Annotated in this window: 19 protein-coding genes, 4 tRNA genes and 1 riboswitch; of the genes, 3 read left to right on the forward strand and 20 right to left on the reverse strand. The window is 60.8% G+C overall.

What is annotated here, in order from left to right; genetic code table 11:
* Positions 1 to 320: 320 nt before the first annotated feature.
* The 3 genes from AC1M7R_RS04540 to AC1M7R_RS04550 form a co-directional block, all read right to left on the reverse strand.
* Positions 321 to 1,013, reverse strand: coding sequence for a sensor histidine kinase (locus tag AC1M7R_RS04540; RefSeq protein ID WP_072394863.1), 693 nt, complete (start codon positions 1,011 to 1,013; stop codon positions 321 to 323).
* Positions 1,006 to 2,613 (reverse strand): tetratricopeptide repeat-containing response regulator, encoded by a 1,608-nt coding sequence (locus tag AC1M7R_RS04545; protein WP_072394865.1) that lies wholly within the window; start codon positions 2,611 to 2,613, stop codon positions 1,006 to 1,008. The genes AC1M7R_RS04540 and AC1M7R_RS04545 overlap by 8 nt, the downstream gene beginning before the upstream one ends.
* 564 nt (positions 2,614 to 3,177) lie before the next feature.
* A tRNA-Arg gene (locus AC1M7R_RS04550) sits at positions 3,178 to 3,254 on the reverse strand.
* Between the two features lie 529 nt (positions 3,255 to 3,783).
* Here AC1M7R_RS04550 and AC1M7R_RS04555 point away from each other — a divergent pair.
* Entirely contained in the window at positions 3,784 to 4,110 is a 327-nt protein-coding gene (locus tag AC1M7R_RS04555; protein WP_003178899.1) for an Arc family DNA-binding protein, read from the forward strand.
* Positions 4,111 to 4,291: 181 nt separating this feature from the next.
* Here AC1M7R_RS04555 and mgtE read toward each other — a convergent pair whose 3' ends face one another.
* Positions 4,292 to 5,734 (reverse strand): magnesium transporter, encoded by a 1,443-nt coding sequence (gene mgtE / locus AC1M7R_RS04560; protein ID WP_053147250.1) that lies wholly within the window; start codon positions 5,732 to 5,734, stop codon positions 4,292 to 4,294.
* Positions 5,735 to 6,053: 319 nt separating this feature from the next.
* Between mgtE and AC1M7R_RS04565 the strand changes: the two genes are divergently transcribed.
* Complete coding sequence (locus AC1M7R_RS04565) at positions 6,054 to 6,536, forward strand: cell envelope protein SmpA (RefSeq protein WP_072394867.1); 483 nt, start codon at positions 6,054 to 6,056, stop codon at positions 6,534 to 6,536.
* 40 nt (positions 6,537 to 6,576) lie between these two features.
* Here the strand turns inward: AC1M7R_RS04565 and AC1M7R_RS04570 are convergent.
* The 7 genes from AC1M7R_RS04570 to ltaE all read right to left on the reverse strand — a co-directional run bounded on the left by AC1M7R_RS04570 (position 6,577) and on the right by ltaE (position 12,537).
* A tRNA-Arg gene (locus AC1M7R_RS04570) sits at positions 6,577 to 6,653 on the reverse strand.
* Positions 6,654 to 6,725: 72 nt separating this feature from the next.
* Positions 6,726 to 6,802, reverse strand: a tRNA-Arg gene (locus tag AC1M7R_RS04575).
* 107 nt (positions 6,803 to 6,909) lie between these two features.
* Positions 6,910 to 7,000: transfer RNA gene (locus AC1M7R_RS04580), tRNA-Ser, on the reverse strand.
* A gap of 62 nt (positions 7,001 to 7,062) precedes the next feature.
* Positions 7,063 to 7,251: a carbon storage regulator CsrA gene (gene csrA, locus AC1M7R_RS04585; protein WP_003178872.1), complete on the reverse strand. Its 189-nt coding sequence runs from the start codon at positions 7,249 to 7,251 to the stop codon at positions 7,063 to 7,065.
* A gap of 184 nt (positions 7,252 to 7,435) precedes the next feature.
* Positions 7,436 to 8,677 (reverse strand): aspartate kinase, encoded by a 1,242-nt coding sequence (locus AC1M7R_RS04590; RefSeq protein ID WP_072394869.1) that lies wholly within the window; start codon positions 8,675 to 8,677, stop codon positions 7,436 to 7,438.
* A gap of 87 nt (positions 8,678 to 8,764) precedes the next feature.
* Positions 8,765 to 11,386: an alanine--tRNA ligase gene (alaS, locus tag AC1M7R_RS04595; protein ID WP_072458719.1), complete on the reverse strand. Its 2,622-nt coding sequence runs from the start codon at positions 11,384 to 11,386 to the stop codon at positions 8,765 to 8,767.
* Between the two features lie 146 nt (positions 11,387 to 11,532).
* Positions 11,533 to 12,537 carry a low-specificity L-threonine aldolase gene (gene ltaE / locus AC1M7R_RS04600; protein WP_490610268.1) on the reverse strand — a complete coding sequence of 335 codons (1,005 nt, stop codon included), beginning with the start codon at positions 12,535 to 12,537 and terminating at the stop codon, positions 11,533 to 11,535.
* 265 nt (positions 12,538 to 12,802) lie between these two features.
* A riboswitch (FMN riboswitch) is annotated at positions 12,803 to 12,974 on the forward strand.
* A 100-nt stretch (positions 12,975 to 13,074) separates the two neighbouring features.
* Between ltaE and AC1M7R_RS04605 the strand changes: the two genes are divergently transcribed.
* On the forward strand, positions 13,075 to 13,584 hold the full coding sequence (locus tag AC1M7R_RS04605) for a 6,7-dimethyl-8-ribityllumazine synthase (RefSeq protein ID WP_072432020.1): 510 nt from the start codon (positions 13,075 to 13,077) through the stop codon (positions 13,582 to 13,584).
* Between the two features lie 123 nt (positions 13,585 to 13,707).
* Here AC1M7R_RS04605 and astE read toward each other — a convergent pair whose 3' ends face one another.
* The 9 genes from astE to AC1M7R_RS04650 form a co-directional block, all read right to left on the reverse strand.
* Positions 13,708 to 14,715 carry a succinylglutamate desuccinylase gene (gene astE, locus AC1M7R_RS04610; RefSeq protein WP_072394878.1) on the reverse strand — a complete coding sequence of 336 codons (1,008 nt, stop codon included), beginning with the start codon at positions 14,713 to 14,715 and terminating at the stop codon, positions 13,708 to 13,710.
* A 12-nt stretch (positions 14,716 to 14,727) separates the two neighbouring features.
* A complete protein-coding gene (locus AC1M7R_RS04615; protein ID WP_053147236.1) occupies positions 14,728 to 15,015 on the reverse strand; it encodes a hypothetical protein in 288 nt (95 codons plus the stop codon).
* A gap of 70 nt (positions 15,016 to 15,085) precedes the next feature.
* The gene (gene astB / locus AC1M7R_RS04620) at positions 15,086 to 16,432 is read right to left on the reverse strand and encodes an N-succinylarginine dihydrolase (protein WP_072394880.1); all 1,347 of its coding nucleotides are present in this window, start codon (positions 16,430 to 16,432) and stop codon (positions 15,086 to 15,088) included.
* Between the two features lie 130 nt (positions 16,433 to 16,562).
* Positions 16,563 to 18,032 (reverse strand): succinylglutamate-semialdehyde dehydrogenase, encoded by a 1,470-nt coding sequence (astD, locus tag AC1M7R_RS04625; RefSeq protein ID WP_176776505.1) that lies wholly within the window; start codon positions 18,030 to 18,032, stop codon positions 16,563 to 16,565.
* The gene (astA, locus tag AC1M7R_RS04630; protein WP_072394884.1) at positions 18,029 to 19,054 is read right to left on the reverse strand and encodes an arginine N-succinyltransferase; all 1,026 of its coding nucleotides are present in this window, start codon (positions 19,052 to 19,054) and stop codon (positions 18,029 to 18,031) included. Before astA ends, astD begins: the two co-directional genes overlap by 4 nt.
* A gap of 43 nt (positions 19,055 to 19,097) precedes the next feature.
* The gene (aruF, locus tag AC1M7R_RS04635; RefSeq protein WP_072394886.1) at positions 19,098 to 20,117 is read right to left on the reverse strand and encodes an arginine/ornithine succinyltransferase subunit alpha; all 1,020 of its coding nucleotides are present in this window, start codon (positions 20,115 to 20,117) and stop codon (positions 19,098 to 19,100) included.
* Positions 20,118 to 20,333: 216 nt separating this feature from the next.
* Complete coding sequence (locus AC1M7R_RS04640) at positions 20,334 to 21,554, reverse strand: aspartate aminotransferase family protein (protein WP_072458721.1); 1,221 nt, start codon at positions 21,552 to 21,554, stop codon at positions 20,334 to 20,336.
* 334 nt (positions 21,555 to 21,888) lie between these two features.
* Positions 21,889 to 22,869, reverse strand: coding sequence for a GlxA family transcriptional regulator (locus AC1M7R_RS04645; protein WP_072394890.1), 981 nt, complete (start codon positions 22,867 to 22,869; stop codon positions 21,889 to 21,891).
* Between the two features lie 113 nt (positions 22,870 to 22,982).
* Positions 22,983 to 23,747, reverse strand: a complete 765-nt coding sequence (locus AC1M7R_RS04650; protein WP_072394892.1) for an ABC transporter ATP-binding protein — start codon at positions 23,745 to 23,747, stop codon at positions 22,983 to 22,985.
* Positions 23,748 to 23,794: the final 47 nt, after the last annotated feature.

Raw genomic sequence — 23,794 nt, forward strand, 5'->3', positions numbered from 1 at the left:
GGCACGCCATTCAAATCCGGTGTGACACACTCAATCTCATCAATGCCCGTCAATCGCTGCGCGAGTGAACGCTGGCCATCGGTCGTCATGACGCAATCCTTGTTATGTGCGAGCCGCGAACGGCAACCCGTACAAAATAGGCTTCGGCTGTTCGGAATATCAAGCAGCCGGAGGCAATTAAAATCTCATGCGATACGGCTGTGGGAGCGAGCTGGCTCGCCATAGCGTCGGTCCAGCCCATATTGAGCTGGCTGATACACCGCTATGGCGAGCCAGCTCGCTCCCGCAGGGGATTTGTAAGGATTTATGGAGGGGCCTGTTCAGGGCAGGTAGAGCCGGAACACCCCGCCACCCAGCACGCCGCCATTGCCGATCTCGGTACGTCCGCAGACCCCGCCGCGCTGATGCAGCTCGGCGATCCGCGCGGCGAAATACAGGCCCAGCCCGGTGCTGCCACTGCTGTGGTTGATGCCCTGCACGTAGTCGGCCTGGCGCTCGATCATCTCCGGCGGATAGCCCTCGCCATCGTCGTTGATGGTCAGGACCAGTTGCCCGGCCTCGTCGCTCACGCTGATCAACAAGGCCTGGCGTGCGTGACGAATGGCATTGTTGATGCAGTTGTCGAGCACAGAGGCCACCAGCTCGCGGTCGAAAAAGCCCAGGGGGCTCAGCGGGTCGACTTCGTAGGTGGCCATGATCCCGCGACTGCGGAATACGTCCTGATGGCCGGCCAGCTGCGCCTCGATGAAATCGTCCAGCTCATGGTAGGCCGGGTGCAGTGGCAGCTGGTTGACGCCCAGCTTGTACAGCCCCAGCAATTGCACCAGCAGGCCGTTGAGGCGGGCGAACTCGAACTCCATCACCCCCTGCTCCGAGGCTTGCCGGGCAGGCTCGGGCAGACGCTCGAGCCATTGCGTATGAGCCTGCATGAGCAGGGTCAGGGAGTTCTTCATGTCGTGCACGGTCGATGCGATCACCGTGGAAAAATCGAGTGCCTGTTCGCTGTCATTCATCGCCAAATGCCTTGCTTCGCAGTTTCTGATAGCGCGCATAACGCGCATCGGTGTCGGGCATCATGCCCACCAGTTTCAGGCAGGCGCGGCATTCCTCCAACAGCTCCGATTCCACACTGGTGTCGGTGCCATGCAGCAGGGACTGCGCCATGTTCAGGGCAATACTGATGTTTTTCGGTTGCATCTTCAGGGCCCGACGGAACAACTCCCGGGCCTCGGGCAGCGCGCCAGTCTTGTAGACGCGCACGCCTTCGCGGTTCAGCTCGGCGGCGGCATTGCCCTGATTGAGGATGTTCGGATCATCGGTGAGCTTGGCGATCCCTTGCATCACCGCCGGGTCATCGCCATAGATTTCCGCGCAGTTCTTGAGCATCGATTCGCCGGCACTGGTCTGGCCGAGCATCTGCAACTGCTTGGCCACCAGCAGCGCGGCTTCGGCACTCATGAACTGCTCCATGCCGTCGAGGCGCTGCAAGGCCTGTTCGGTGAGTTTTTCCGCGGTTTCGGCGTCGTTGAGCAGCAGGCTGGTGGCCTTCATCAGCCGCGCCCGCACCTGCAGCCCTGGGTCGTTGAGGTTTTCCTTGGCCACTGCGCTCAGCGTGGTATTGATTTCCAGGCGGGTGCGGGTGTCCAGGCCTTTCTCGCTGCCCTTGCTGATCAGCGCATGGGCCAGGCCAAGGTTGCTTTCCGGGTCCTTGAAGCGTGACTGCGCGCCCTGCCCGACCGCCTGGCGGTAAGCCCGGGACGCGGTCTCGTAGTCTTCGTTGGTCATCGCCAGCTTGCCCAGCAGCGACTGCCGACGCACCGCCAGCGGGGACAGGCGAACCGCCTCTTCCAATACGCTCTGCGCCTGCTTCGTGTCGCCTTCGGCCATCAGCACATCGGCCATGCCATCGTACAAGGCCGGCATCATCGGGAAGGTTTTCAAGGCCTTTTCATAGACCGCCTTGGCCTGCCCCACCTGGCCGCGCTTGAACAGCAACTTGCCCAGGCCCGCATAGGCCCACGGCAACGGACGATCCGCCAGGATGGTGTTGTACAGCCGTTCCAGGGCTTCGTTCTGGTTCAGGTCGCGCAGCGCATCGGCCCGATAGCGCAGGCACAACGGCCCGTAGCGCGGATCCTGCTTGCACAGGGCGATACAGGCATTGAGCACTTCCATTGGCTTGCCACGATCCAGGGCCTGGAGGATCGGCTTGAGCAAGGTCTTGCGCTGCTCCAGCCGCTCCAGCCGCTGGGCCAGGCCTGAGCGGTTGAACGGCTTGGTCAGGTACGCGTCCGGCTCGTGCTCCAGGGCACTGAGCACCATGGCCTGACTGGTCTCGGCGGTCACCATGAGGAACACACTTTCATGGCTGATCAGCTTCTCGACCATCAGGTCTTCAAGCACCTGCTGGCCGTTCTTGCGGCCGTCACCGAGGTGGTAGTCCTGCAGAATGAAGTCATAGCGCTTCTGCGAGCACATGCGCAGCGCGACCTCACCGGTGTCTGCGGTGTCCACGTCCTTGACACCCAGCTCACGCAACATCGACCGGATGGAACTGCGGAAATCCGAGAAATCATCGACGATCAGAAAACTTTTTTGGTGGTACGCCAGCATCGAGGATGTCCAGGCAAGTAAGAAAATAACCCAATGGCATAACAACGAAACGCCGCGTCACAGCCCCGAGGCGCGCAGATGATAGCCACCAGCCAGCAACGTACAAGAGATTTCAGCAACCGCTTGGCCTGGCTGTGTCGTGACGCACATTGCGAGCCGAAACGTTGGAGGCAACCGGGCTCATCGGGTTATCGGCAGCAGATGGCGTTCCGTTAAGGGCAACGTGTGGGAGAAACCGAGCACAGGGGATCGGCTACACAAAAAGGATGATGGCAGGCTTTCTCCCTTCGGCAACCGACACGAAGCACGTTCAGCCACGACAGCCCAATAAATTCGCCAAGAAACCCGCTTCGCTCGCCAAACCGCCGTAGCATTCAGATTGCCACAAGGAGGTTTCGCGACAGCTGAGTGCGTTTTATACAGGGTCGAAAAATAGGCATGTTGGGCATGGATCCACAGCATGGGCCGCAAGGCGGCGGCTCAGGCCAATCGATCCGGGAGATACAAGGAGGGAGCAGTGCGCTGGTGGGGGAGATCGTCGATACCCGACCCACTGATATAAAATGGTGTCCCAGGGCAGGTTCGAACTGCCAACCTTCCCCTTAGGAGGGGGATGCTCTATCCAATTGAGCTACTGAGACACAGGTCGACCACTAGAAATGCGGTGCGATGGACGGCGTGCATGTTAACGGGCAGCCTTGCGTTTGTCATGTCGTGAGTAGTTTTTTAAGTGTAGGCAAATACTGCCGCTCCCCCGATCTGTCGCGGGGTGTCACGGGGTAACGGGACACCGCTCATCCATCGCATGCGCCCCTCCGCTAGTAAATCGGCCAATTGCCACTATCCTATACCCTACAAGGACAGCATCGGCTTGTGCCCCCGTTTCGGTTATCCGCCGGACGGTATGGCACATCGACACGATGCGGTGGTCACACCATGCGGACCTGTTGGATTTTCAAACCAGTCCGCATTTTTTGATGAAGGGTGCTGGCATAACGCCTTTACCCGGATCAGAATTTGTCACAGAATTGGCGCCAATGATCTGGCCATTTTGAGGCATGATGCGGGCCTCTTAACAATTCAGGTTGAACATTTGGCAACAGCGCTTGTCCTATCGACATCCTGCGGCCAATCCCGAGAACCGCTCCCCTGAACTAACCGGTTAAATATATGCGCCCATTGAAACAGGCAATTTATTCCAGCCGTACGGCTGACAAGTTCGTCGTACGCTTGCCCGACGGAATGCGTGAACGCATTGCCGAGGTGGCTCGCAATCATCATCGCAGCATGAACTCTGAAATCATCGCGCGCCTTGAGCAAAGCCTTATCCAGGAAGGCGCGTTGGGTGAAGAACTGAGCATGCGCCTGGACAGCCCGGAGCTGTCCTTGCATGAACGCGAGCTGCTTCAGCGCTTCCGACAACTCTCTCATCGCCAGCAGAACGCTCTCGTTTCGCTGATTGCCCATGATGCAGAAATGGCCGCAGACGCGTCCTGATCGCAGCAGCACCCAAGCCAGCCTTGCGCTGGCTTTTTTTTGCCTTTTTTTATGGCAAGGAGCAATCGGCTCGCTCAGCAGGGAAGCCTGCGAGACGATCGTATGACTGCAATGTATTCAAAGGCGGGAAGCGAGGGCGGCTGCGCCGTGACGGGAGCACGCTCCCTCGCCATGAAACGGGTCAGAGCAGGAAGATCGTCGCCAACCCCAGGAATATGAAGAACCCACCACTGTCGGTCATGGCGGTGATCATGACACTGGCCCCCATCGCCGGGTCGCGCCCCAGCCGGGCCAGGGTCATGGGGATCAATACCCCCATCAAGGCTGCCAGCAGCAGGTTGAGCGTCATCGCGGCCGTCATCACGACGCCCAGCGACCAGCTGCCATAAAGCAGATACGCCACCACGCCGATCACTCCGCCCCAAAGCACGCCGTTGATGAGGGCCACAGCCAGTTCCTTGCGCATCAGGCGCGACGTATTACCCGTGCTGACCTGGTCCAGGGCCATGGCACGGACGATCATGGTAATGGTCTGGTTGCCGGAGTTGCCGCCGATACCGGCGACAATAGGCATCAAGGCCGCAAGTGCCACCAGCTTCTCGATGGAACCCTCGAACAAACCGATGACCCGAGACGCGACAAAAGCCGTGATCAGGTTGATTGCCAGCCAGGCCCAACGGTTGCGCAGGGATTTCCAGACCGAGGCGAAGATGTCTTCCTCTTCCCGCAGACCGGCCATGCTGAGGACTTCGTTTTCGCTCTCTTCACGAATCAGGTCGACCATTTCATCGATGGTCAGACGGCCGATCAGTTTGCCGTTCTTGTCGACCACCGGCGCGGAAATCAAGTCATAACGCTCGAACGCCTGGGCTGCATCGTAAGCGTCTTCGTCCGGCTGGAAACTCACCGGATCGCTGGCCATGACCTCGGCCACCTGTTTTTCCGGATCATTGACCAGCAACCGCTTGATTGGCAGCACGCCCTTGAGCACACCGTCATAATCGACGACAAACAGCTTGTCGGTATGCCCCGGCAACTCCTTGAGACGACGCAGGTAACGCAACACCACTTCAAGGCTGACGTCCTCGCGGATCGTCACCATCTCGAAGTCCATCAGTGCACCGACCTGCTCCTCATCGTAGGACAACGCCGAACGCACGCGCTCACGTTGCTGGGCGTCAAGAGACTCCATCAGCTCGTGGACAACGTCCCGCGGCAGTTCGGGTGCAAGGTCGGCGAGTTCGTCGGCGTCCATCTCCTTGGCCGCCGCCAGCAACTCATGATCATCCATGTCGGCGATCAGGGTTTCACGAACCGAGTCGGACACTTCCAGCAGGATGTCGCCATCGCGATCAGCCTGGACCAGTTGCCAGACCGTCAGACGCTCTTCCAGCGGCAAGGCTTCGAGGATATAGGCGACGTCGGCGGAGTGCAGGTCATCGAGCTTGCGCTGCAACTCGACGAGGTTCTGCCGGTGGACCAGGTTCTCGACCCGGTCGTGATGAGGACCTTCCTGGCGGTGCGTCAGGTCTTCCACGACCCGCTGGCGATGCAGCAGCTCAACGACTTGAGCAAGACGGTCCTGGAGGCTTTCCTGTGTTTTCTTTACTTCTACTTCGGTCATAGGCGAACTCCACTCCCAGCAGTGGGCACGCCGGAAGGATCAATCGGTCAATTCATGATTGGTAAAACGCGATATTGAGTAACTACTGGGTAAGTCCATGGATATATTCCAAAGCCCCGGCGGGGCTGACGGGCGCAATCATACACCGCTTGGCGTTTTGAAGCGTTAAAAAATCATGGCAAGAACAAGCGCTTGCGAGACAAACCTGAACGCAGGCTGAACCTGTAGCATATGACGACGCATCCTGAAAAGAAAACACGCGCCCGGGCAAAAATGGAGCGACTACCCTTGCCTTTTCACCGTCAAGGAAGACGTCCGGATGCCCATTTGTCGTTATCTTTTTTTACTTTTCTGCCTGCCCTTGTGCGCCAGCGGACAGACTGTGCATCGCTGCGAAGACGCCGCCGGCCACATCACCTTCACCACCTTGAGCTGCAAACCGCAAGAGAGCCTGTCGCTGCAGCAGATCCACTCATTCACCCCGGGTACGAGCGAACCACTACTGCCCGAAACCGAACACCGCTCCCTACCCCTCCCCAAGACCAGGCGCCAGGAACCGACAATTGTCGGTCAGTTCGAAGACAGTTGCGCCAATGTGATCAGCGCCAGGCAACGCCGGGAAGCGATCATGAACAAGCGAATCGTCGCCGGAATGAGCCAGCAGGACGTAGAAAGCGCTCTCGGCAAACCGGATTCGATCAAGATTCGTAATTCCACCACCCGCTACACCTACAAAGTGAAGAACGGCCGTGGTGCAGAGATCGTGTTCGACGAGAAAGGCTGTGTGAAGGGTAAATCGTAGGCAACAAAAAGCCCGCGTTAAACGCGGGCTTTTTGATGTATGGTGCACTCGACAGGATTCGAACCTGTGACCGCTCGGTTCGTAGCCGAGTACTCTATCCAGCTGAGCTACGAGTGCAAGTTGTGGTTTTATACCAGATCACAACTGGTTACAGCTAAGTTATTTGCATTGCTGCAAACGACTCTTAAATGGTGCACTCGACAGGATTCGAACCTGTGACCGCTCGGTTCGTAGCCGAGTACTCTATCCAGCTGAGCTACGAGTGCATTTGTTGCCGCGCATTATAGGTCGTCGAATCTTTTTGTAAAGCGCTTTTTACAGTAATTTCAAGCACTTACCGATCAAGCCAGATTACAACGCACTACATGAATAATGGCGGAGAACGGGGGATTCGAACCCCCGACACCCTTTTGAGGTGTACTCCCTTAGCAGGGGAGCGCCTTCGGCCACTCGGCCAGCTCTCCGCAACACGGGGCGTATATTAACCACCTTCCTCCCCGTTTGCAAACATAAAAATCGATAAAAATTAATGGCTTGGTTCGTCGTCCTTCTCTTTCTTGATACGCAGGTAAATTTCTTCCCGGTGTACCGCGACCTCTTTCGGGGCGTTGACACCGATACGCACCTGGTTTCCTTTGACGCCGAGCACGGTCACGGTGATTTCGCCATCGCCAATAATCAGGCTTTCCGCGCACCGACGAGTCAGAATCAGCATACCTTTCTCCTCACGCAATTCAGTTCAGGGACCACAGTCTGCAAAAAAAGGGCGTTAGGCCTACAACCGAAACGGTCGCAGCCTACAGGCCTAAGTATTGACCAGCGCGGGCAAAAGAACAGTTTTGAAACGCGCCATTCAGAAAACAAAGGGCGCGGCCAAGCCGCGCCCTCGGGACAACGCCTTATTCGCCCTGTCGGGCAGCCGCGTCGAGTTCGAAAGCCGTGTGCAGGGCGCGCACGGCCAGTTCCAGGTACTTCTCTTCGATCACCACGGAAACCTTGATTTCCGACGTCGAGATCATCTGGATGTTGATGCTTTCCTTGGCCAGTGATTCGAACATGCGGCTGGCCACGCCAGCATGGGAACGCATGCCGACGCCGACGATCGAGACCTTGGCAATCTTGGTGTCACCCACCACTTCCCGGGCACCGATCTCGGACGCAGTCTTCTTCAGGACGGCCTCGGCAGCCTGGTAGTCGTTGCGATGCACAGTGAAGGTGAAGTCGGTGGTGTTATCGTGCGAAACGTTCTGCACGATCATGTCGACTTCGATGTTCGCGGCACTGATCGGGCCGAGAATCTTGAATGCCACGCCGGGGGTGTCTGGCACGCCACGGATGGTCAGCTTGGCTTCATCGCGGTTGAAGGCGATGCCGGAAATGATCGGCTGTTCCATGGATTCCTCTTCATCGATAGTAATGAGGGTACCCGGACCCTCTTTGAAGCTGTGCAGGACGCGCAGCGGAACGTTGTACTTGCCGGCGAATTCGACTGCCCGGATCTGCAATACCTTCGAACCGAGGCTGGCCATTTCCAGCATCTCTTCGAACGTGATCTTGTCCAGGCGCTGAGCCACGGGAACCACCCGCGGGTCGGTGGTGTAGACGCCATCCACATCGGTGTAGATCTGGCATTCGTCAGCCTTCAGGGCCGCCGCCAGCGCAACGCCGGTGGTATCGGAACCGCCACGACCCAGGGTGGTGATGTTGCCGTGCTCGTCCACGCCCTGGAAACCGGCGACGACCACGACCCGGCCCGCCTTCAGGTCGCCCCGGATCTTCTGGTCGTCGATCTGCAGGATACGCGCCTTGTTGTGCGCGCTGTCCGTCAGGATGCGCACCTGGTTACCGGTGTAGGACACCGCCGGCACGCCACGCTTGATCAGCGCCATGGCCAGCAAGGCAATGGTCACTTGCTCACCGGTGGAGACGATCACGTCCAGTTCACGGGGAACCGGCTGCTGATCACCACTGATTTGCTTGGCCAGATCGATCAGACGGTTGGTTTCGCCGCTCATTGCCGACAGCACAACCACCAGGTCATCGCCCGCTTCACGGAATTTCTTAACCTTGTCGGCGACTTGTTCGATTCTCTCGACAGTGCCGACCGAGGTGCCTCCAAATTTCTGTACGATCAAAGCCATTTCAAAGCCGCCTCTGCCCACGAAGGGCGCCCAATAATCACAACAGCGGCCGGGCTCGCGACTAGACCACGAACCCGGGGCGCTGCCTTAAATACCCTGCTCTACAAATGCAACGGTCAGGGCCAGTGCCGCGTCCAGCGCGCCGGCGTCGGTACCGCCGCCTTGCGCCATGTCCGGACGACCACCGCCCTTGCCGCCCACTGCCGCAGCGGCCTGCTTCATCAAATCACCGGCTTTGAGTTGGCCGGTCAGGTCTTTGGTCACGCCTGCGACGAGAACGACCTTTTCCTCATGGACACCGCCGAGCAGGATCACTGCGCGGCCGAGTTTGTTTTTCAGCTGATCGACCAGCCCCAGCAGGGCCTTGCCGTCCTGGCCGTCCAGGCGTACGGCCAGCACTTTGACGCCCTTGACGTCCACGGCCTGTGCCGACAGATCGTCGCCCGCAGCGCTGGCGGCCTTGGCCTGCAGCTGTTCAACCTGCTTTTCCAGCAGGCGATTGCGCTCCAGCACGGCCGACAGCTTGTCGATCAGGTTGTCACGGTTGCCCTTGATCAGGCTCGCCGCTTCCTTGAGTTGTTCTTCGGCAGCGTTGAGGTACGCCAGCGCCGCAGCACCGGTGACCGCCTCGATCCGGCGCACGCCGGAGGCCACGCCGCTTTCGCTGACGATCTTGAGCAGGCCGATGTCGCCGGTCCGGTTGGCGTGGATACCGCCGCACAATTCTACGGAGAAGTCGCCCATGCTCAGGACGCGCACGCTGTCGCCGTATTTTTCGCCGAACAGAGCCATCGCGCCTTTTTTCTTCGCGGTGTCGATATCGGTTTCTTCGGTCTCCACCGGGGAGTTCTTGCGGATTTCGGCGTTGACGATGTCTTCCAGGGCCTTGAGCTGCTCCGGCTTGACGGCCTCGAAGTGGCTGAAGTCAAAGCGCAGGCGCTGGCTATCCACCAACGAGCCCTTCTGCTGGACGTGCTCGCCCAGCACCTGGCGCAATGCTGCGTGCAACAGGTGCGTGGCGGAGTGATTGAGCGAAGTGGCGTGGCGAACCTCGGCGTCGACATGGGCGGCCACCGGGGCGGCGATCATCAGGCTGCCCGAGGTAAGCACGCCGTGGTGCAGGAATGCACCGCCGGTCTTGGTGGTGTCCCGCACGTCGAAACGCGAGTTGCCGGCCTGCAGGTAGCCGCTGTCACCGATCTGACCGCCGGATTCGGCATAGAACGGCGTCGTGTCCAGCACGATCACCCCTTCCTGGCCTTCGCTCAGGATGTCGACCGATTGCCCGTCCTTATAGATGGCGACAATCTTGGCCGAACCGGTGGTGCCGCCATAGCCGGTGAATTCGGTAGCCACATCGACCTTGACCAGGCTGTTGTAGTCCATGCCGAAGGCGCTGGCCGAACGGGCACGCACACGCTGTGCCTCCATCTCGCGCTCGAAACCTTCCTCATCGAGGGTCAGGTTGCGCTCGCGGGCGATGTCGCCGGTCAGGTCCATCGGAAAACCGTAGGTGTCGTACAGCTTGAACACCACGTCGCCCGGTACCACGTTGCCCTTGAGCTCGGCCAGGTCCTGCTCGAGGATCTTCAGCCCCTGCTCCAGGGTCTTGGCGAACTGCTCTTCTTCACCTTTGAGCACGCGCTCGATATGAGCCTGCTGGGATTTCAGCTCTGGGAAAGCCTCGCCCATTTCCGCCACCAGCGCCGCGACGATCTGGTAGAAGAAGCTGCCCTTGGCACCCAGCTTGTTACCGTGACGGCAGGCGCGACGGATGATCCGGCGCAGTACATAGCCACGACCTTCGTTGGACGGCAATACGCCGTCGGCGATCAGGAAACCGCACGAGCGGATGTGGTCTGCCACCACTTTCAGCGAAGCCTGGTTGTCGTTGGTGCAGCCAATGGCCTTGGCCGATGCATTCAGCAGGCTCTGGAACAGGTCGATTTCGTAGTTGGAGTGAACGTGCTGCAACACCGCACTGATCCGCTCCAGGCCCATGCCGGTATCGACCGACGGCGCCGGCAGCGGATGCAGTACGCCATCGGCGGTGCGGTTGAACTGCATGAACACGTTGTTCCAGATCTCGATGTAGCGGTCGCCGTCTTCTTCCGGCGAGCCAGGCGGGCCGCCCCAGATATCGGCGCCGTGATCGTAGAAGATCTCGGTGCAAGGGCCGCAAGGGCCGGTGTCGCCCATGGTCCAGAAGTTGTCGGAAGCGTAAGGCGCTCCCTTGTTGTCGCCGATGCGTACCATGCGCTCCGGCGGGACACCGACCTCTTTGGTCCAGATGTCATAGGCTTCGTCATCGGTGGCATAGACCGTTACCCAGAGCTTCTCCTTGGGCAGGTTCAGCCACTTCTCGGAGGTCAGGAAGGTCCAGGCGAAGGTGATGGCGTCGCGCTTGAAATAGTCGCCGAAGCTGAAGTTACCCAGCATTTCGAAGAAGGTGTGGTGACGAGCGGTATAGCCGACGTTTTCCAGGTCGTTGTGCTTGCCACCGGCACGCACGCATTTCTGGCTGCTTACCGCACGGGTGTAGGCACGTTTTTCCTGGCCCAGGAAGCAATCCTTGAACTGGTTCATCCCCGCGTTGGTGAACAGCAGGGTCGGGTCATTGCCCGGGATCAAAGAGCTGGAGGCTACTCGGGTGTGGCCTTGCTCTTCGAAGAAGCGAAGGAAGGCTTCACGGATTTCTGCGCTTTTCATTAGGTTCTTCCACGGAGGCTGCGGCCAAAGGCCTGTGCAAAACGTCAACAGACGAAGCAACGGCAAAGGGCCGCATTATATCGGCCCTTCGCGTGGGGTACAGCGTGTTTATGCGATAGAAACCTTCAATTACGTCGCCTGGCTGCTCAGCGGCGGGAAAAATCGACGAAAGTGGCGATCACCTGATCGATTTGCCCGGCGTCGACGTCCAGATGCGTCACCATCCGCAAGCGTGGCGCGGCACTGAGCCGGATGCCACGCTCGGCGGCAAACGCCTTGATGGCCTCGCCCCGCTCGCCCATTTGCACGTACACCATGTTGGTCTGCACAGGCTCGACCTCGTAACCCGCCGCCCGCAACCCGTCGGCCAGCCGCTGGGCATTGGCGTGGTCCTCGGCCAGGCGCTGGACGTGGTGGTCCAACGCATACAGCCCCGCCGCCGCGAGAATGCCGGCCTGACGCATGCCACCACCGACCATCTTGCGCAGGCGTCGAGCCTTGTCGATCAGTTCGATGCTGCCACACAGCACCGAGCCGACAGGCGCGCCGAGGCCTTTGGACAGGCACACCGAGACGGAGTCGAAATATTGGGTGATTTCCCGGGCATCGACCTCCAGCTTCACCGCAGCGTTGTACAGTCGCGCGCCATCCAGGTGCAGGGCCAGGCCATGGTCCTGGGTGAAGCGGCGGGCGCGGGCCAGGAACTCCAGCGGCAGCACCTTGCCTTGCATGGTGTTTTCCAGGGCCAGCAGGCGAGTACGGGCAAAATGAAAATCATCGGGCTTGATCGCCGCGGCGACCTGCGCCAGGTCCAGGGAACCATCCGCCTGCACTTCGAGCGGCTGTGGCTGGATCGAACCGAGCACCGCCGCACCACCACCTTCGTATTTATAGGTATGGGCCTGCTGGCCGACGATGTATTCGTCGCCACGTTCGCAATGGGCCATCAGGCCCAGCAGGTTGCTCATGGTGCCACTGGGTACGAACAGCGCCGCGGCGAACCCCAGGCGTGCGGCCAGTTCGGCTTCAAGACGGTTGACGGTCGGGTCTTCGCCATACACATCGTCGCCGGTGGGCGCAGTGGCCATGGCATCCAGCATGGCGGCGGAAGGTTGAGTGACCGTGTCGCTGCGAAGATCAATAACGCTCATGAATCTGGCCTCGAGTTCAGATGGGGGAATTCCCTGTCGAAGGGCAATTACTGCGGGCATGGCGGGGAATAATCAAGGCTGGCCGCAGGAAAACACCCTCCTGTAAATGAAGATTAATCAAAACACCTGTGGGAGCGAGCTAGCTCGCGATGGCGACAGTGCATCCAGCATCAACGCAAGCCGAACCACCACTATCGCGAGCAAGCTCGCCCCCACAGTAGGTTATGTGTTAAAAATCCGCCGCTGCCCCAAACCATGGCGGCAAAAACGTTCTCAGGGCGGGGTGCAATTCCCCACCGGCGGTAATTGCACGCAAGGTGCATAGCCCGCGAGCGCTTGGCGATGCACGGTTTTTTCACGCGGTGCAGCGGCAAGGTCAGCAGACCCGGTGTGATTCCGGGGCCGACGGTCATAGTCCGGATGAAGAGAGAACGGGATTGTTACCCAAGGGCCGCCTGCGCCTGTCTGCGCGCGGCGCACCCTCGAATCCCCTTCGATTCATGACGCCCTGTTTTTCACACAAACAGGAACCAGAACATGCAACCCACTGCAATCGATAGCAAGACCAAACTCAATCCGGGCGAGCGCGTCGCGTTCATCCAGGCCTGCTGGCACAAGGAAATCGTCGACCAGAGCCGCAAGGGGTTCCTTGCCGAGATGATCAATCAGGGTTATCAGGAGAGCGACATCGACTTTTTCGAAGTCGGTGGCGCCTTCGAAATCCCGTTGCATGCCAAGCTGCTGGCCAGGACAGGCCGCTACGCCGGGATCGTCGCCGCAGGTCTGGTAGTGGATGGCGGCATCTACCGCCACGAGTTCGTCGCGCAATCGGTCATCAGCGGCCTGATGCAGGTCCAACTGGATACCGAAGTACCGGTGTTCTCGGTGGTGCTCACGCCACATCACTTCCATGCCGGGGAAGAGCACCAGAAGTTCTTTTTCGAGCATTTCGTGCACAAGGGCCAGGAAGCGGCGAAGACCTGCGCCGACACCCTGCACAAGACCCGGGTGCTGCGCCGCAGTGAGCAACGGGCGGTAGCGAGCTAACAGCCACTCAACAACCTGTGGGAGCGAGTTTGCTCGCGATGACGGAGTATCAGTCACCTTCAACATTGACTGGCACACCGTTATCGCGAGCAAGCTCGCTCCCACAATGGTTTGGCGTGGGTTTCAGATCAGGTTTTCGTCAGTCGCCGGCACGATCAGGATACCGGCCCGCAAGCCATTCTTGACCTTTGGGTTCGGGAAAATGATCCGGGCCCCCTCCTCTTCGATCACCCAGCGGGTCTGGGCAATGTCCTCGGCCAGCACATAGCCCTTTTCCAGTTCAGAAAAGTTCTCGATATCCGCTGGCAGGTTCAGGCGGAAGCTGTCGCTGTGCTTGATGACCTCCCGCGCCACGCTGAACAGCTGGAGGCCGTCCAGCCCTTCATCCAGTTCAGGCTCGTTGCCTTCGATGATCTGCTTCAGGCGGATTTCCAGGAGGCTGACATCGACGCCTTCGTTCTGTCCGAACGGACGGGCCTTGCCCAGCTCCAGGGTAAAGGACTCCGCACCAAGCTGATCGTAGGTGTAGGCGCTGAACACGATGGATGGCTTGTTCTGCAGCAGCACCGCCTCCATGCCGGCAGCACGCAGGCGCGCCAGTTCACGCCGGGAGTGCTGACGGCCTTCTTTCCATGGATACAGGGCGAATTGCTCGATCTTCGAGCCACGGATGGCCGTGTGCAGATCGTAATGCAAGCGAGCGCGCTCCGGCCGACTGAAGAAACTGGCGGCCAGCCGCTCCAGCTCGCAGGCTCGCAAGGCTTCGGGACCGCCGCTCAACTCATGACGACCATTGAACAGCCGATTGACGTCCTGTTCGACGAAACGCTCGCCGCGCCGGATGGCCTCGGGATTGCCGAACAGAAACAGAATGCGGGCCCGCGGCTTTATATCGCCGCGGGCGATATCGTGCAGCAGGCGGTCGAGCAATTCGATCGGGGCGGTTTCGTTGCCATGGATACCGGCCGATAACAGCAAGTCCAGGCCGTTGTCCCGGGCTTCGGGCGGCTTGACCTCCAGCGCGCCCTCGCTCAACCAGCGCATCCGCACGCCTTCGACAGTCAGTTGAGTCTTCTCCGCCGGTTCACGGCCAGCGAGGGTCAGTTCAAGCAGTTTGCCGAGGGCGAGCATAGCGCGGGTTCCTTAATGGTCGTGGCCGCAATCCGGGCCATGGACATGGTCATCGTCGCCGAGGTCGGCCGGTTCCATTTCCAGTTGCAGGCTGACCAGGTTGGTTGCCAATGGGCGCAGCAGCAGGTTGGCGTACTCCTCATCCCCCTCCTCCACGTCCACGCCGATCAGCAACTGACCGCGGCCATCCTGCTGGATCCACAACTCCTTGCCCTGCCACATCACCGCGACGCGGGTGCAGGAGGTCTGCAGTTGGGTGCCATCGGTGTCTTCAAGAATCAGTTGCAGGGAATCGCTCATGTCTTTTACGTTCTCGTCCGGGGGTAAGGCCACGCGCCCTGTGTTGACTGTAGTCAGGTCGCGCGCGCTTTCAATTGATCTGGAATGGATAGACCGAGCCCAGTTTAAGGATTTGCGTCAATTCATCCAGTGCCGACCGGCATTCGAGCAGCAATTGCGGATCGGCCAGATCGTTTTCGGTCATGCGGTCGCGGTAATGCCGCTCGACCCACTGGGTCAGCGAATCGTACAACGACGCGGTCATGATAACCCCTGGGTTGACCGCCGCCAGTTCGGTTTCGTTGAGCGCCACGCGCAACCTCAGGCAAGCTGGGCCACCACCGTTCTGCATGCTCTGCTTGAGGTCGAAGACCTTCACTTCGCGGATGATCCCGCCAGAGCTCGTCAGGCCTTGCAGGTATTGCCAGACGCGGGCGTTGCTGCGGCACTCCTCCGGCACGATCAAGAGCATCGAGCCATCGGGACGCGACAGCAGCTGGCTATTGAACAGGTAGGAACGAACCGCATCATCCACGGTGACCGCAGAACGCGGTACGCACACCGATTGAAATTTCCCACCGACCCTGGCGAGCTTGCCACTCAACTCCGCCAGCATGCTTTCGGTCTCGAGGAAGGCGTCCTCGTGATAGAACAGCACTTCGCCGTTACCCACTGCGATCACATCGTTATGGAACACGCCCTGGTCAATCACGGACGGATTCTGCTGGGCATACACCACGCCTTCCTCCCGCAGGCCATGCAGGCGGGCAACGGCGCGGGACGCCTCGAGGGTCTGGCGCGCCGGATACTTCTGTGGCGCCGGATAACGCGCGTCGAAGGCGCTACGACCGAACACGAAGAACTCGACACCGGTCTCGCCGTAGGTCCGGCAGAAACGGGTGTGGTTGGCCGCACCCTCGTCGCCGAACTGCGCCACCGCCGGCAACGCGGCGTGATGAGCGAAGTGCTGCTGATCGGCAAACATCGCCCCCAGTACCCGACTGGTGGTGGGATGCTCGATGCTGCGGTGGTATTTGCAGTTGAGGTTGGCCGCGGTGAAGTGCACACGACCGTCAGCGGTGTCGGCGCTCGGGCTGACGGTGGCGGCGTTGGCCACCCACATGCTGGAGGCCGAGCAACTGGCAACCAGCAACGGCATTGCTTCCTTCGCCGCCTGCTGGATGACCTGGGCATCGCTGCCGGCAAAGCCCAACCGGCGCAGGGCCGCCACGTCGGGGCGCTCCTGCGGCGCCAGCACGCCCTGCTGGAAGCCCATGTCCATCAGCGCTTTCATTTTCGCCAGGCCTTGCAACGCCGCTTCCTTGGGGTTCGAGGATTGCTGGCTGTTGCTCTGGGACGCGACATTGCCGTACGAGAGCCCGCCGTAGTTATGGGTCGGCCCCACTAGACCGTCAAAGTTGACTTCAAAGGATTTCATCAGCGAGGCTCCACGAGAATCTGTTTTTATAGGCATCAAATAACAACTGCGGCGCGGCTATCGCGAGCAAGCTCGCTCCCACAGGGTCTTGCATTGTCCTTGTGGGAGCGAGCTTGCTCGCGATCGAGGTTCACGCCATTCGCACGCCAGGGGTCAGGGCAGCCGGCATGACAAGGCTTGGCGTCTCCAGGGAGGCCACTGGATACGCGCAATAATCGGCCGCGTAATAAGCGCTGGCGCGATGGTTGCCCGAGGCGCCGACACCGCCGAACGGCGCGCTGCTGGCCGCACCGGTCAGTTGCTTGTTCCAGTTGACGATGCCCGCGCGGCTTTGCAGCCAGAACTGCTGGTAGCGCTCCTGGGAATCCGACAGCAGGCCAGCGGCCAGACCATATTGAGTATTGTTGGCCTCGGCGATGGCCGCAGGGAAATCCACGTAGCGAATCACTTGCAGCAAAGGCCCGAACAGTTCTTCGTCGGGACGCTCGGCCACCGCGGTCACGTCGAGGATCCCCGGCGTCAGCAGTGCAGCCTGGGGCAATGGCTGGGTCATGGCCAGCAACGGCACGGCCCCAAGACCCAACAGATGGTTCTGGGCATCCATCAATGCTTTCGCCGCGCCCAGGGAAATCACCGAACCCATGAACGGCGCTGGCTGCTGGTCGAATGCCCCCACTTCCAGGGTCGCGCTGACCGCCACCAGGCGCGCCAGCAAGGCATCGCCCCAGGCGCCTTCCGGCACCAACAGACGGCGGGCGCAAGTGCAGCGCTGGCCGGCGGAAATGAATGCCGACTGGATGATGGTGTAGACGGCCGCATCCACGTCGATCACTTCGTCTACCACCAGCGGGTTGTTCCCGCCCATTTCCAGGGCCAGGATCTTGTCCGGGCGACCAGAGAACTGTTGATGCAACAGGTTGCCGGTCCGACTGGAGCCGGTGAAGAACAGGCCGTCGATGCCCGGGTTCGCCGCCAGGGCGATGCCGGTTTCCCGGGCGCCTTGCAGCAGATTGAGCACACCCGCCGGCAGACCGGCCTCGACCCAGCACTGGACCGTCAGCTCGGCGACTTTCGGCGTCAGCTCGCTCGGCTTGAACAGTACGCAGTTGCCGGCCAGCAGCGCCGGCACGATATGACCGTTCGGCAAGTGGCCCGGGAAGTTATACGGACCGAACACCGCCACCACGCCGTGGGGCTTGTGGCGCAGCACGGCGGTGGCGTCGCCCAGGGGGCCGCTCTTTTCGCCGGTCCGCTCCCGGTAGCTCTGAACCGAGATGGCGACCTTGTTGATCATGCTGGTGACTTCGGTGGCCGCTTCCCACAATGGCTTACCGGTTTCCTCACCGATGCAGCGGGCCAGCTCGTCTGCGCGACGCTTCAGGGCGGCGGCAAAGGCTTCCAGCACCTGGATCCGCTCCTCCAGCGGGCGCCGGGCCCAGTCCGGGAACGCCTGGCGCGCCGCCTGCGCCGCCGACTCCACTTGAGCCGCCGTGGCGCCCTTGCCCGACCACAGCACTTGCTGGGTCACCGGGTTCAACGACTCGAACGCGTCGCCCTGGCCTTCCAGCCAGCTTCCCGCAATGTACAGCGAATTCATTATTTCGACTCCCGAGCAGCAGACAACGCGACGGCGCGAACCTGATCGCCAGCGTTGAGTTGAAGACGTTTGGCGGTCAGCGGATCGACCACCAGGGTCCCCGAGGCGAAACGCGCCGGGGCGGCCGTGATACGGCAATCCAGGCATTTGCGGTTATGGATGAGGAACGGCGTGGCGTCGTCTCCCGGCGTGCCGATCGCCAGGACCAGCGCCTGGCTTTCGCGGATTGCGCGGATCTTGCCGGTTTCGCACTCCACGGCCGGGCCGGCGTCGAAGATATCGACGTAGCCCTGGTAGCTGAACCCTTCACTCTTGAGCATCGACAACGCAGGCTCGGTGTCCGGATGGACCTGGCCGATGACGGCCCGGGCATCTTCGGACAGGAAGCAGGTGTACAGCGGGAACTTGGGCATCAGTTCGGCGATGAACGCCTTGTTGCCCACGCCGGTCAGGTAATCGGCCTGGCTGAATTCCATCTTGAAGAAATGCCGGCCCAGGCTTTCCCAGAATGGCGAACGCCCGGTTTCATCGGACATGCCCCGCATTTCGGCGATGATCTTGTTGCCGAACAGCTTCGGGAACTCGGCGATGAACAACAACCGGGCCTTGGCCAGCATGCGTCCGTTGAGGCCATTGCGGTAATCGGCGTGCAGGAACAGCGAGCACAGCTCGGAGTTGCCGGTCAGGTCGTTGGCCAGGAACAGCGTCGGGATTTCCCGGTAGATGTTCAACTCCTGGGATGCGCTGACCGTCAGGCCGACGCGGAAGTTGTACCAGGGCTCCCGCAGCCCCACGGCACCGGCGATGGCGGAAATGCCCACCACCCGGCCATCGTCGTCTTCGAGCACGAACAGGTAATCCGCATCGCCACGCCCGGCTTCGCCGCGAAAGGTCTTCTCCGCCCAGCCGACCCGATGGGCCAGGCGCTCTTCATTGGCCGGCAGGGTGGTCAGGCCGGTGCCGGTGCTGCGGGCCAGGGCGATCAGGGCGGGTAAATCGCTGCTGCGTACGGGACGAACGATCATGCTATCTCCTCAAACGGGCTGCTCACGCACCCCGCGAAACTCATTAAACCGCCACCAGGCGCACGCTGGCGCCTTCGCCGACGCCCAGGGCCTCGGCTGCTTCCATGTCCAGGGTCACCGGCTTGCCCGGCGCATAGTCGAGCTCGAGCAACACGGCGCGGTAATCCTGCAACTGGGCGTTGGCCACCAGGTATTGGCGACCGGCTCCCTTGACGGCTTCGCCGATCCTCACCGGCACCACGCGGCTCTGGGCAATCGAGCGAATCCCCGAAACCCGGGCGTGCAGCGTCGGGCCGCCATCGAAGATGTCGATGTAATGATCGGTCTCGAAGCCTTCGCGCATCAGGATGTCGAAGGTGATCTGCGCACGCGGGTGGACCTGGCCCATGGCCTCCTGCGCCGCGTCCGGTAGCAACGGCACGTAGATCGGGTAATGGGGCATCAGCTCGGCAAGGAAAGTGCGACTTTTCAGCCCGCACAAGCGCTCGGCGGCGGCGTAATTGAGGTCGAAGAAGTTGCGACCGATGGCGTCCCAGAACGGCGAGTCGCCATTTTCATCGCTGTAGCCGACGATCTCGGTCACCACCGAATCGGCGAAGCGCTCCGGATGGCTGGCGACGAACAGCAGGCGTCCACGGGAATTGAGCTCGGCCCAGGGCGACCCCACCAGCTCCGGAATCACGTAGAAACTGGTCAACAGGCTGTTGCCCGTCAGGTCGTGGCACTGGGAAAGGACATGGATCTTGTTATGGATCTTCAACTCACGGGAGGCGTGGACGAAGGTCTCGTTGCGAAAGCTGTAGAACGGTTCGGAATAACCGGCCGACGCCACGATGGCCGAACAGCCCGCCAGCTTGCCGGTGGCAGTGTCTTCCAGGACGAAGAAATAGCTTTCCTCGCCGTTGAAGCTGACTTCGGCGGCAAACGAGGCTTCGCTCGCGGCAATCTTGTCGCTCAGGCGTTCCACGTCATCGGGCAGGGAAGTGACACCGATCGGACTGTCCGCAGCCAGACGCTGTACCTCGCCCAGGTCAGCCATTTGCGCGGGGCGCATCACCAGCATGGTGTCACTCCTTAACTTGAAATAAACGGTTCGACCGGGAGGTCGAGATTCGGAGAAAAAATACCGGGCTCACTGCCTGCCTGGAGGCCACCACCACACCCTGTGGGCGCGAGCTTGCTCGCGATGGCGGTGGCACATCCAACCTTGACGCAAGCCGAATCACCGCTTTCGCGAGCAGGCTCGCTCCCACAGTAGCCCCGGTTCAATTGAAATGAATCAGGCCTGGGTCAACTTCGCCACGGCCCGTTCGAAACGGTCCAGGCCCGCGTCGATGTCGGCATCTTCCACCACCAGGCTCGGGGCGAAACGGACCACGTCCGGGCCAGCCTGCAGAATCATCAGGCCTTCCTGTTCGGCAGCGTTGAAGATGTCCTTGGCCTTGCCTTTCCAGGCATCGTTCAACACACAGCCGAGCAGCAAGCCGAGGCCACGCACCTGGGTGAAGAGGCCGTACTTCTCGCCGATCTGCTCCAGGCGAGCCTTGAACTTGTGGTGCTTGGCCTTGACGCCGCCCAGCACCTCAGGGGTGTTGACCACATCGATCACCGCCTCGGCCACCGCACATGCCAGTGGGTTGCCGCCGTAGGTGGTGCCATGGGTGCCGACCACCAGGTGCTTGGCCAGCGCCTCGGTGGTGAGCATTGCCGCGATCGGGAAACCACCGCCCAGGCTCTTGGCACTGGTGAGGATGTCCGGGACCACGCCGTAATGCATGTAGGCGAACAGCTCGCCGCTGCGACCCATGCCGGTCTGCACTTCGTCGAATACCAGCAGCGCGTCATGGGCGTCGCACAGGTCGCGAGCGCCTTGCAGATAAGCCACTTCAGCCGGCAATACGCCGCCCTCGCCCTGGATCGGCTCCAGCACCACGGCACAGGTCTTGTCCGAAATGGCTGCCTTCAGCGCTGCCAGGTCGTTGTAGGGCACGTGGGTGATGCCGGCGATCTTGGGACCGAAACCATCGGAGTACTTCGACTGTCCGCCAACGTTGACGGTGAACAGGGTGCGACCGTGGAAACTGTTGAGCGCGGCGATGATTTCGTATTTCTCGCTACCGAAACGATCGAACCCGACTCGACGGGCCAGCTTGAAGGCGGCCTCGTTGGCTTCGGCACCGGAGTTGCAGAAGAATGCCCGCTCGGCAAAGGTCGCGTTGACCAGCTTATGGGCCAGGCGCAGCGCCGGCTCGTTGGTAAAAACGTTGGACACGTGCCACAGCTTGTTGGCCTGCTCGGTCAATGCGCCGACCAGCGCGGGATGGGCATGCCCCAGCACATTGACCGCGATACCGCCGGCGAAATCGATCAACTCGCGACCGGACTGGTCCCACACGCGGGAACCGGCGCCACGCACAGGTATGAAGGCAGCAGGTGCATAGTTGGGGACCATCACCTGGTCGAAATCGGCGCGTTGTACCGCGGCTTGCTCAACGGACATCGGAGTCTCCTGAAGAGGAACACTCGCCTGGAACTGGCGAGTGATGGGGGGATTGTAAGGACAGTTTTCGGCCTGACCTTGTCGCCAAGCGACAACTTCTTATAGCGCCAACCCACGTTTTGCGCGGGTTTACGGCAATGCGACAAATAGCGTCGCAAAGGCGCAGTTTAAACGTTGGCGCAGGCTTTGAGGCAGAGACACTCACATTTCCCTTGCTTGCTGGAATGCCCTCGCCACAGGGTGTCGTGTCAGCCACAGATGCTGTACCAGCCCTGGCCACAGGATGGTGTGCCAGCCCCCAACCACAGATGCTGTAGCAGTTGGTGTGCCAGCCCTAGCCGCGCTCGGAGGGCACCGAAGACAGCTCGAACGGATTGCTGCTGCGCCGCTGGTTACGATCTTCCCGCGGCGTGGCACCGAAGAAGTTGCGATAGGCGCTGGAGAAATGCGGCCCCGAGGAAAAACCGCAGGACAAGCCGATCTGGATGATGGATTTGCTGGTCTGCATCAGCATCTGCCGGGCCTTGTTCAGGCGCAGCTCCAGGTAATACTGACTCGGCACGCGATTGAGGTATTGCTTGAAGATCCGCTCCAGTTGCCGGCGGGATACGCAGACATGCTGGGCGATTTCGTCGGTGGTCAACGGCTCTTCGATATTGGCTTCCATCAGCAGCACGGCCTGGGTGAGCTTCGGATGGCTGGAGCCGAGGCGGTTCTGCAACGGGATGCGCTGACGCTCGCCACCTTCGCGAATACGCTCGACCACCAGTTCTTCCGACACCGCGCCAGAGAGCTCGGCACCGTGATCCCGGGCCAGCACCGCCAGCAACAGGTCGAGCACCGACATGCCGCCACACGCGGTCAGTCGGTCGCGATCCCAGTCGAACAGGTGACTGGTGGCGATGACCTTGGGGAAACGCTCGGAAAAATCGTCCTGCCAGCGCCAATGCACCGCTGCACGATAACCGTCGAGCAGACCCAACTGGGCCAGGGGATAAACGCCAGCGGACAACCCGCCGATCACGCAGCCGGCACGCACCAATTGCTTGAGGGCGCTGCTCAGGTTCGAGGCCAGTGCGGTCGGCGGCTCATCGGCCAGCAGGAAAAGCTTCTGCAGGCCTTCAAGCTTGCCCGCCCAGGGTTCACCCGGCAATTGCCACGTGCCCTCCACCGGCGGCTCGGCCTGCAGGAACGAGAGTTCGTAGGCCACCTCCGGATGCACCCGCTGAGCAACACGCAAGGCCTCCTCCGCCAGCGCCAGCGTCAGGGCTTTAGTGCTGGGCCAAATCAGGAAACCAATTCGATGGGCAGTCATGTCGGGCAATCCGAAGCGAAAACAGTGTTAAAGCCAAAAGCGGCTGCAACCAAATTAGACCATCTGGCACTTGGTGCTCAGCATGACCCAAATCAGCGGCGTAACGGGAGCGATTACTTGAGGCTGCCCGAAAGAAATTGTTGCAGGCGCTCCGATTGCGGGTTGACCAGCACTTCCCGTGGGTTGCCGCTTTCTTCGACGATCCCCTTGTGCAGGAACACCAGCTGGTTCGACACCTCACGGGCGAAACCCATCTCATGGGTCACCACCACCATGGTCCGACCCTCCAGGGCCAGGGCCTGCATCACCTTGAGCACGTCGCCCACCAGTTCCGGGTCGAGGGCCGAGGTCGGCTCGTCGAACAGCATGACCTCCGGCTCCATCGCCAACGCGCGGGCGATCGCCACGCGCTGCTGCTCGCCGCCGGACATGTGCCCCGGATAGGCGTCCTTGCGATGGGCCACGCCGACCTTGTTCAGGTAATGCTCGGCTTTCTCCCGGGCCTCGGCCTTGGGCACGCCCAGCACATGCACGGGTGCCTCGATGATGTTTTCCAGCGCAGTCATATGGGACCACAGGTTGAAATGCTGGAACACCATCGACAACCGCGAACGCATGCGTTGCAGCTGCTTGGGGTCAGCGGCCTTCAAGGCGCCATCCTTGCCAGCTACCAGCTTCAGCTCTTCGTTGTTGAGCAGGATCTTGCCGGCGTGAGGCTGCTCGAGCAGGTTGATGCAACGCAGGAATGTACTCTTGCCGGAGCCACTGGAGCCGATGATGCTGATGACATCCCCGGCGGCGGCCTTCAGGGACACGCCCTTGAGCACTTCGTGACTGCCATAGCGTTTATGCAGGTCTTGGACTTCAAGCTTGTACATGCGGTCGGTTCTCACAAAACGTCAGTCGTTGAGCAGTCGAGCGGGTC

Source organism: Pseudomonas sp. MS01C9 (assembly GCF_058202755.1).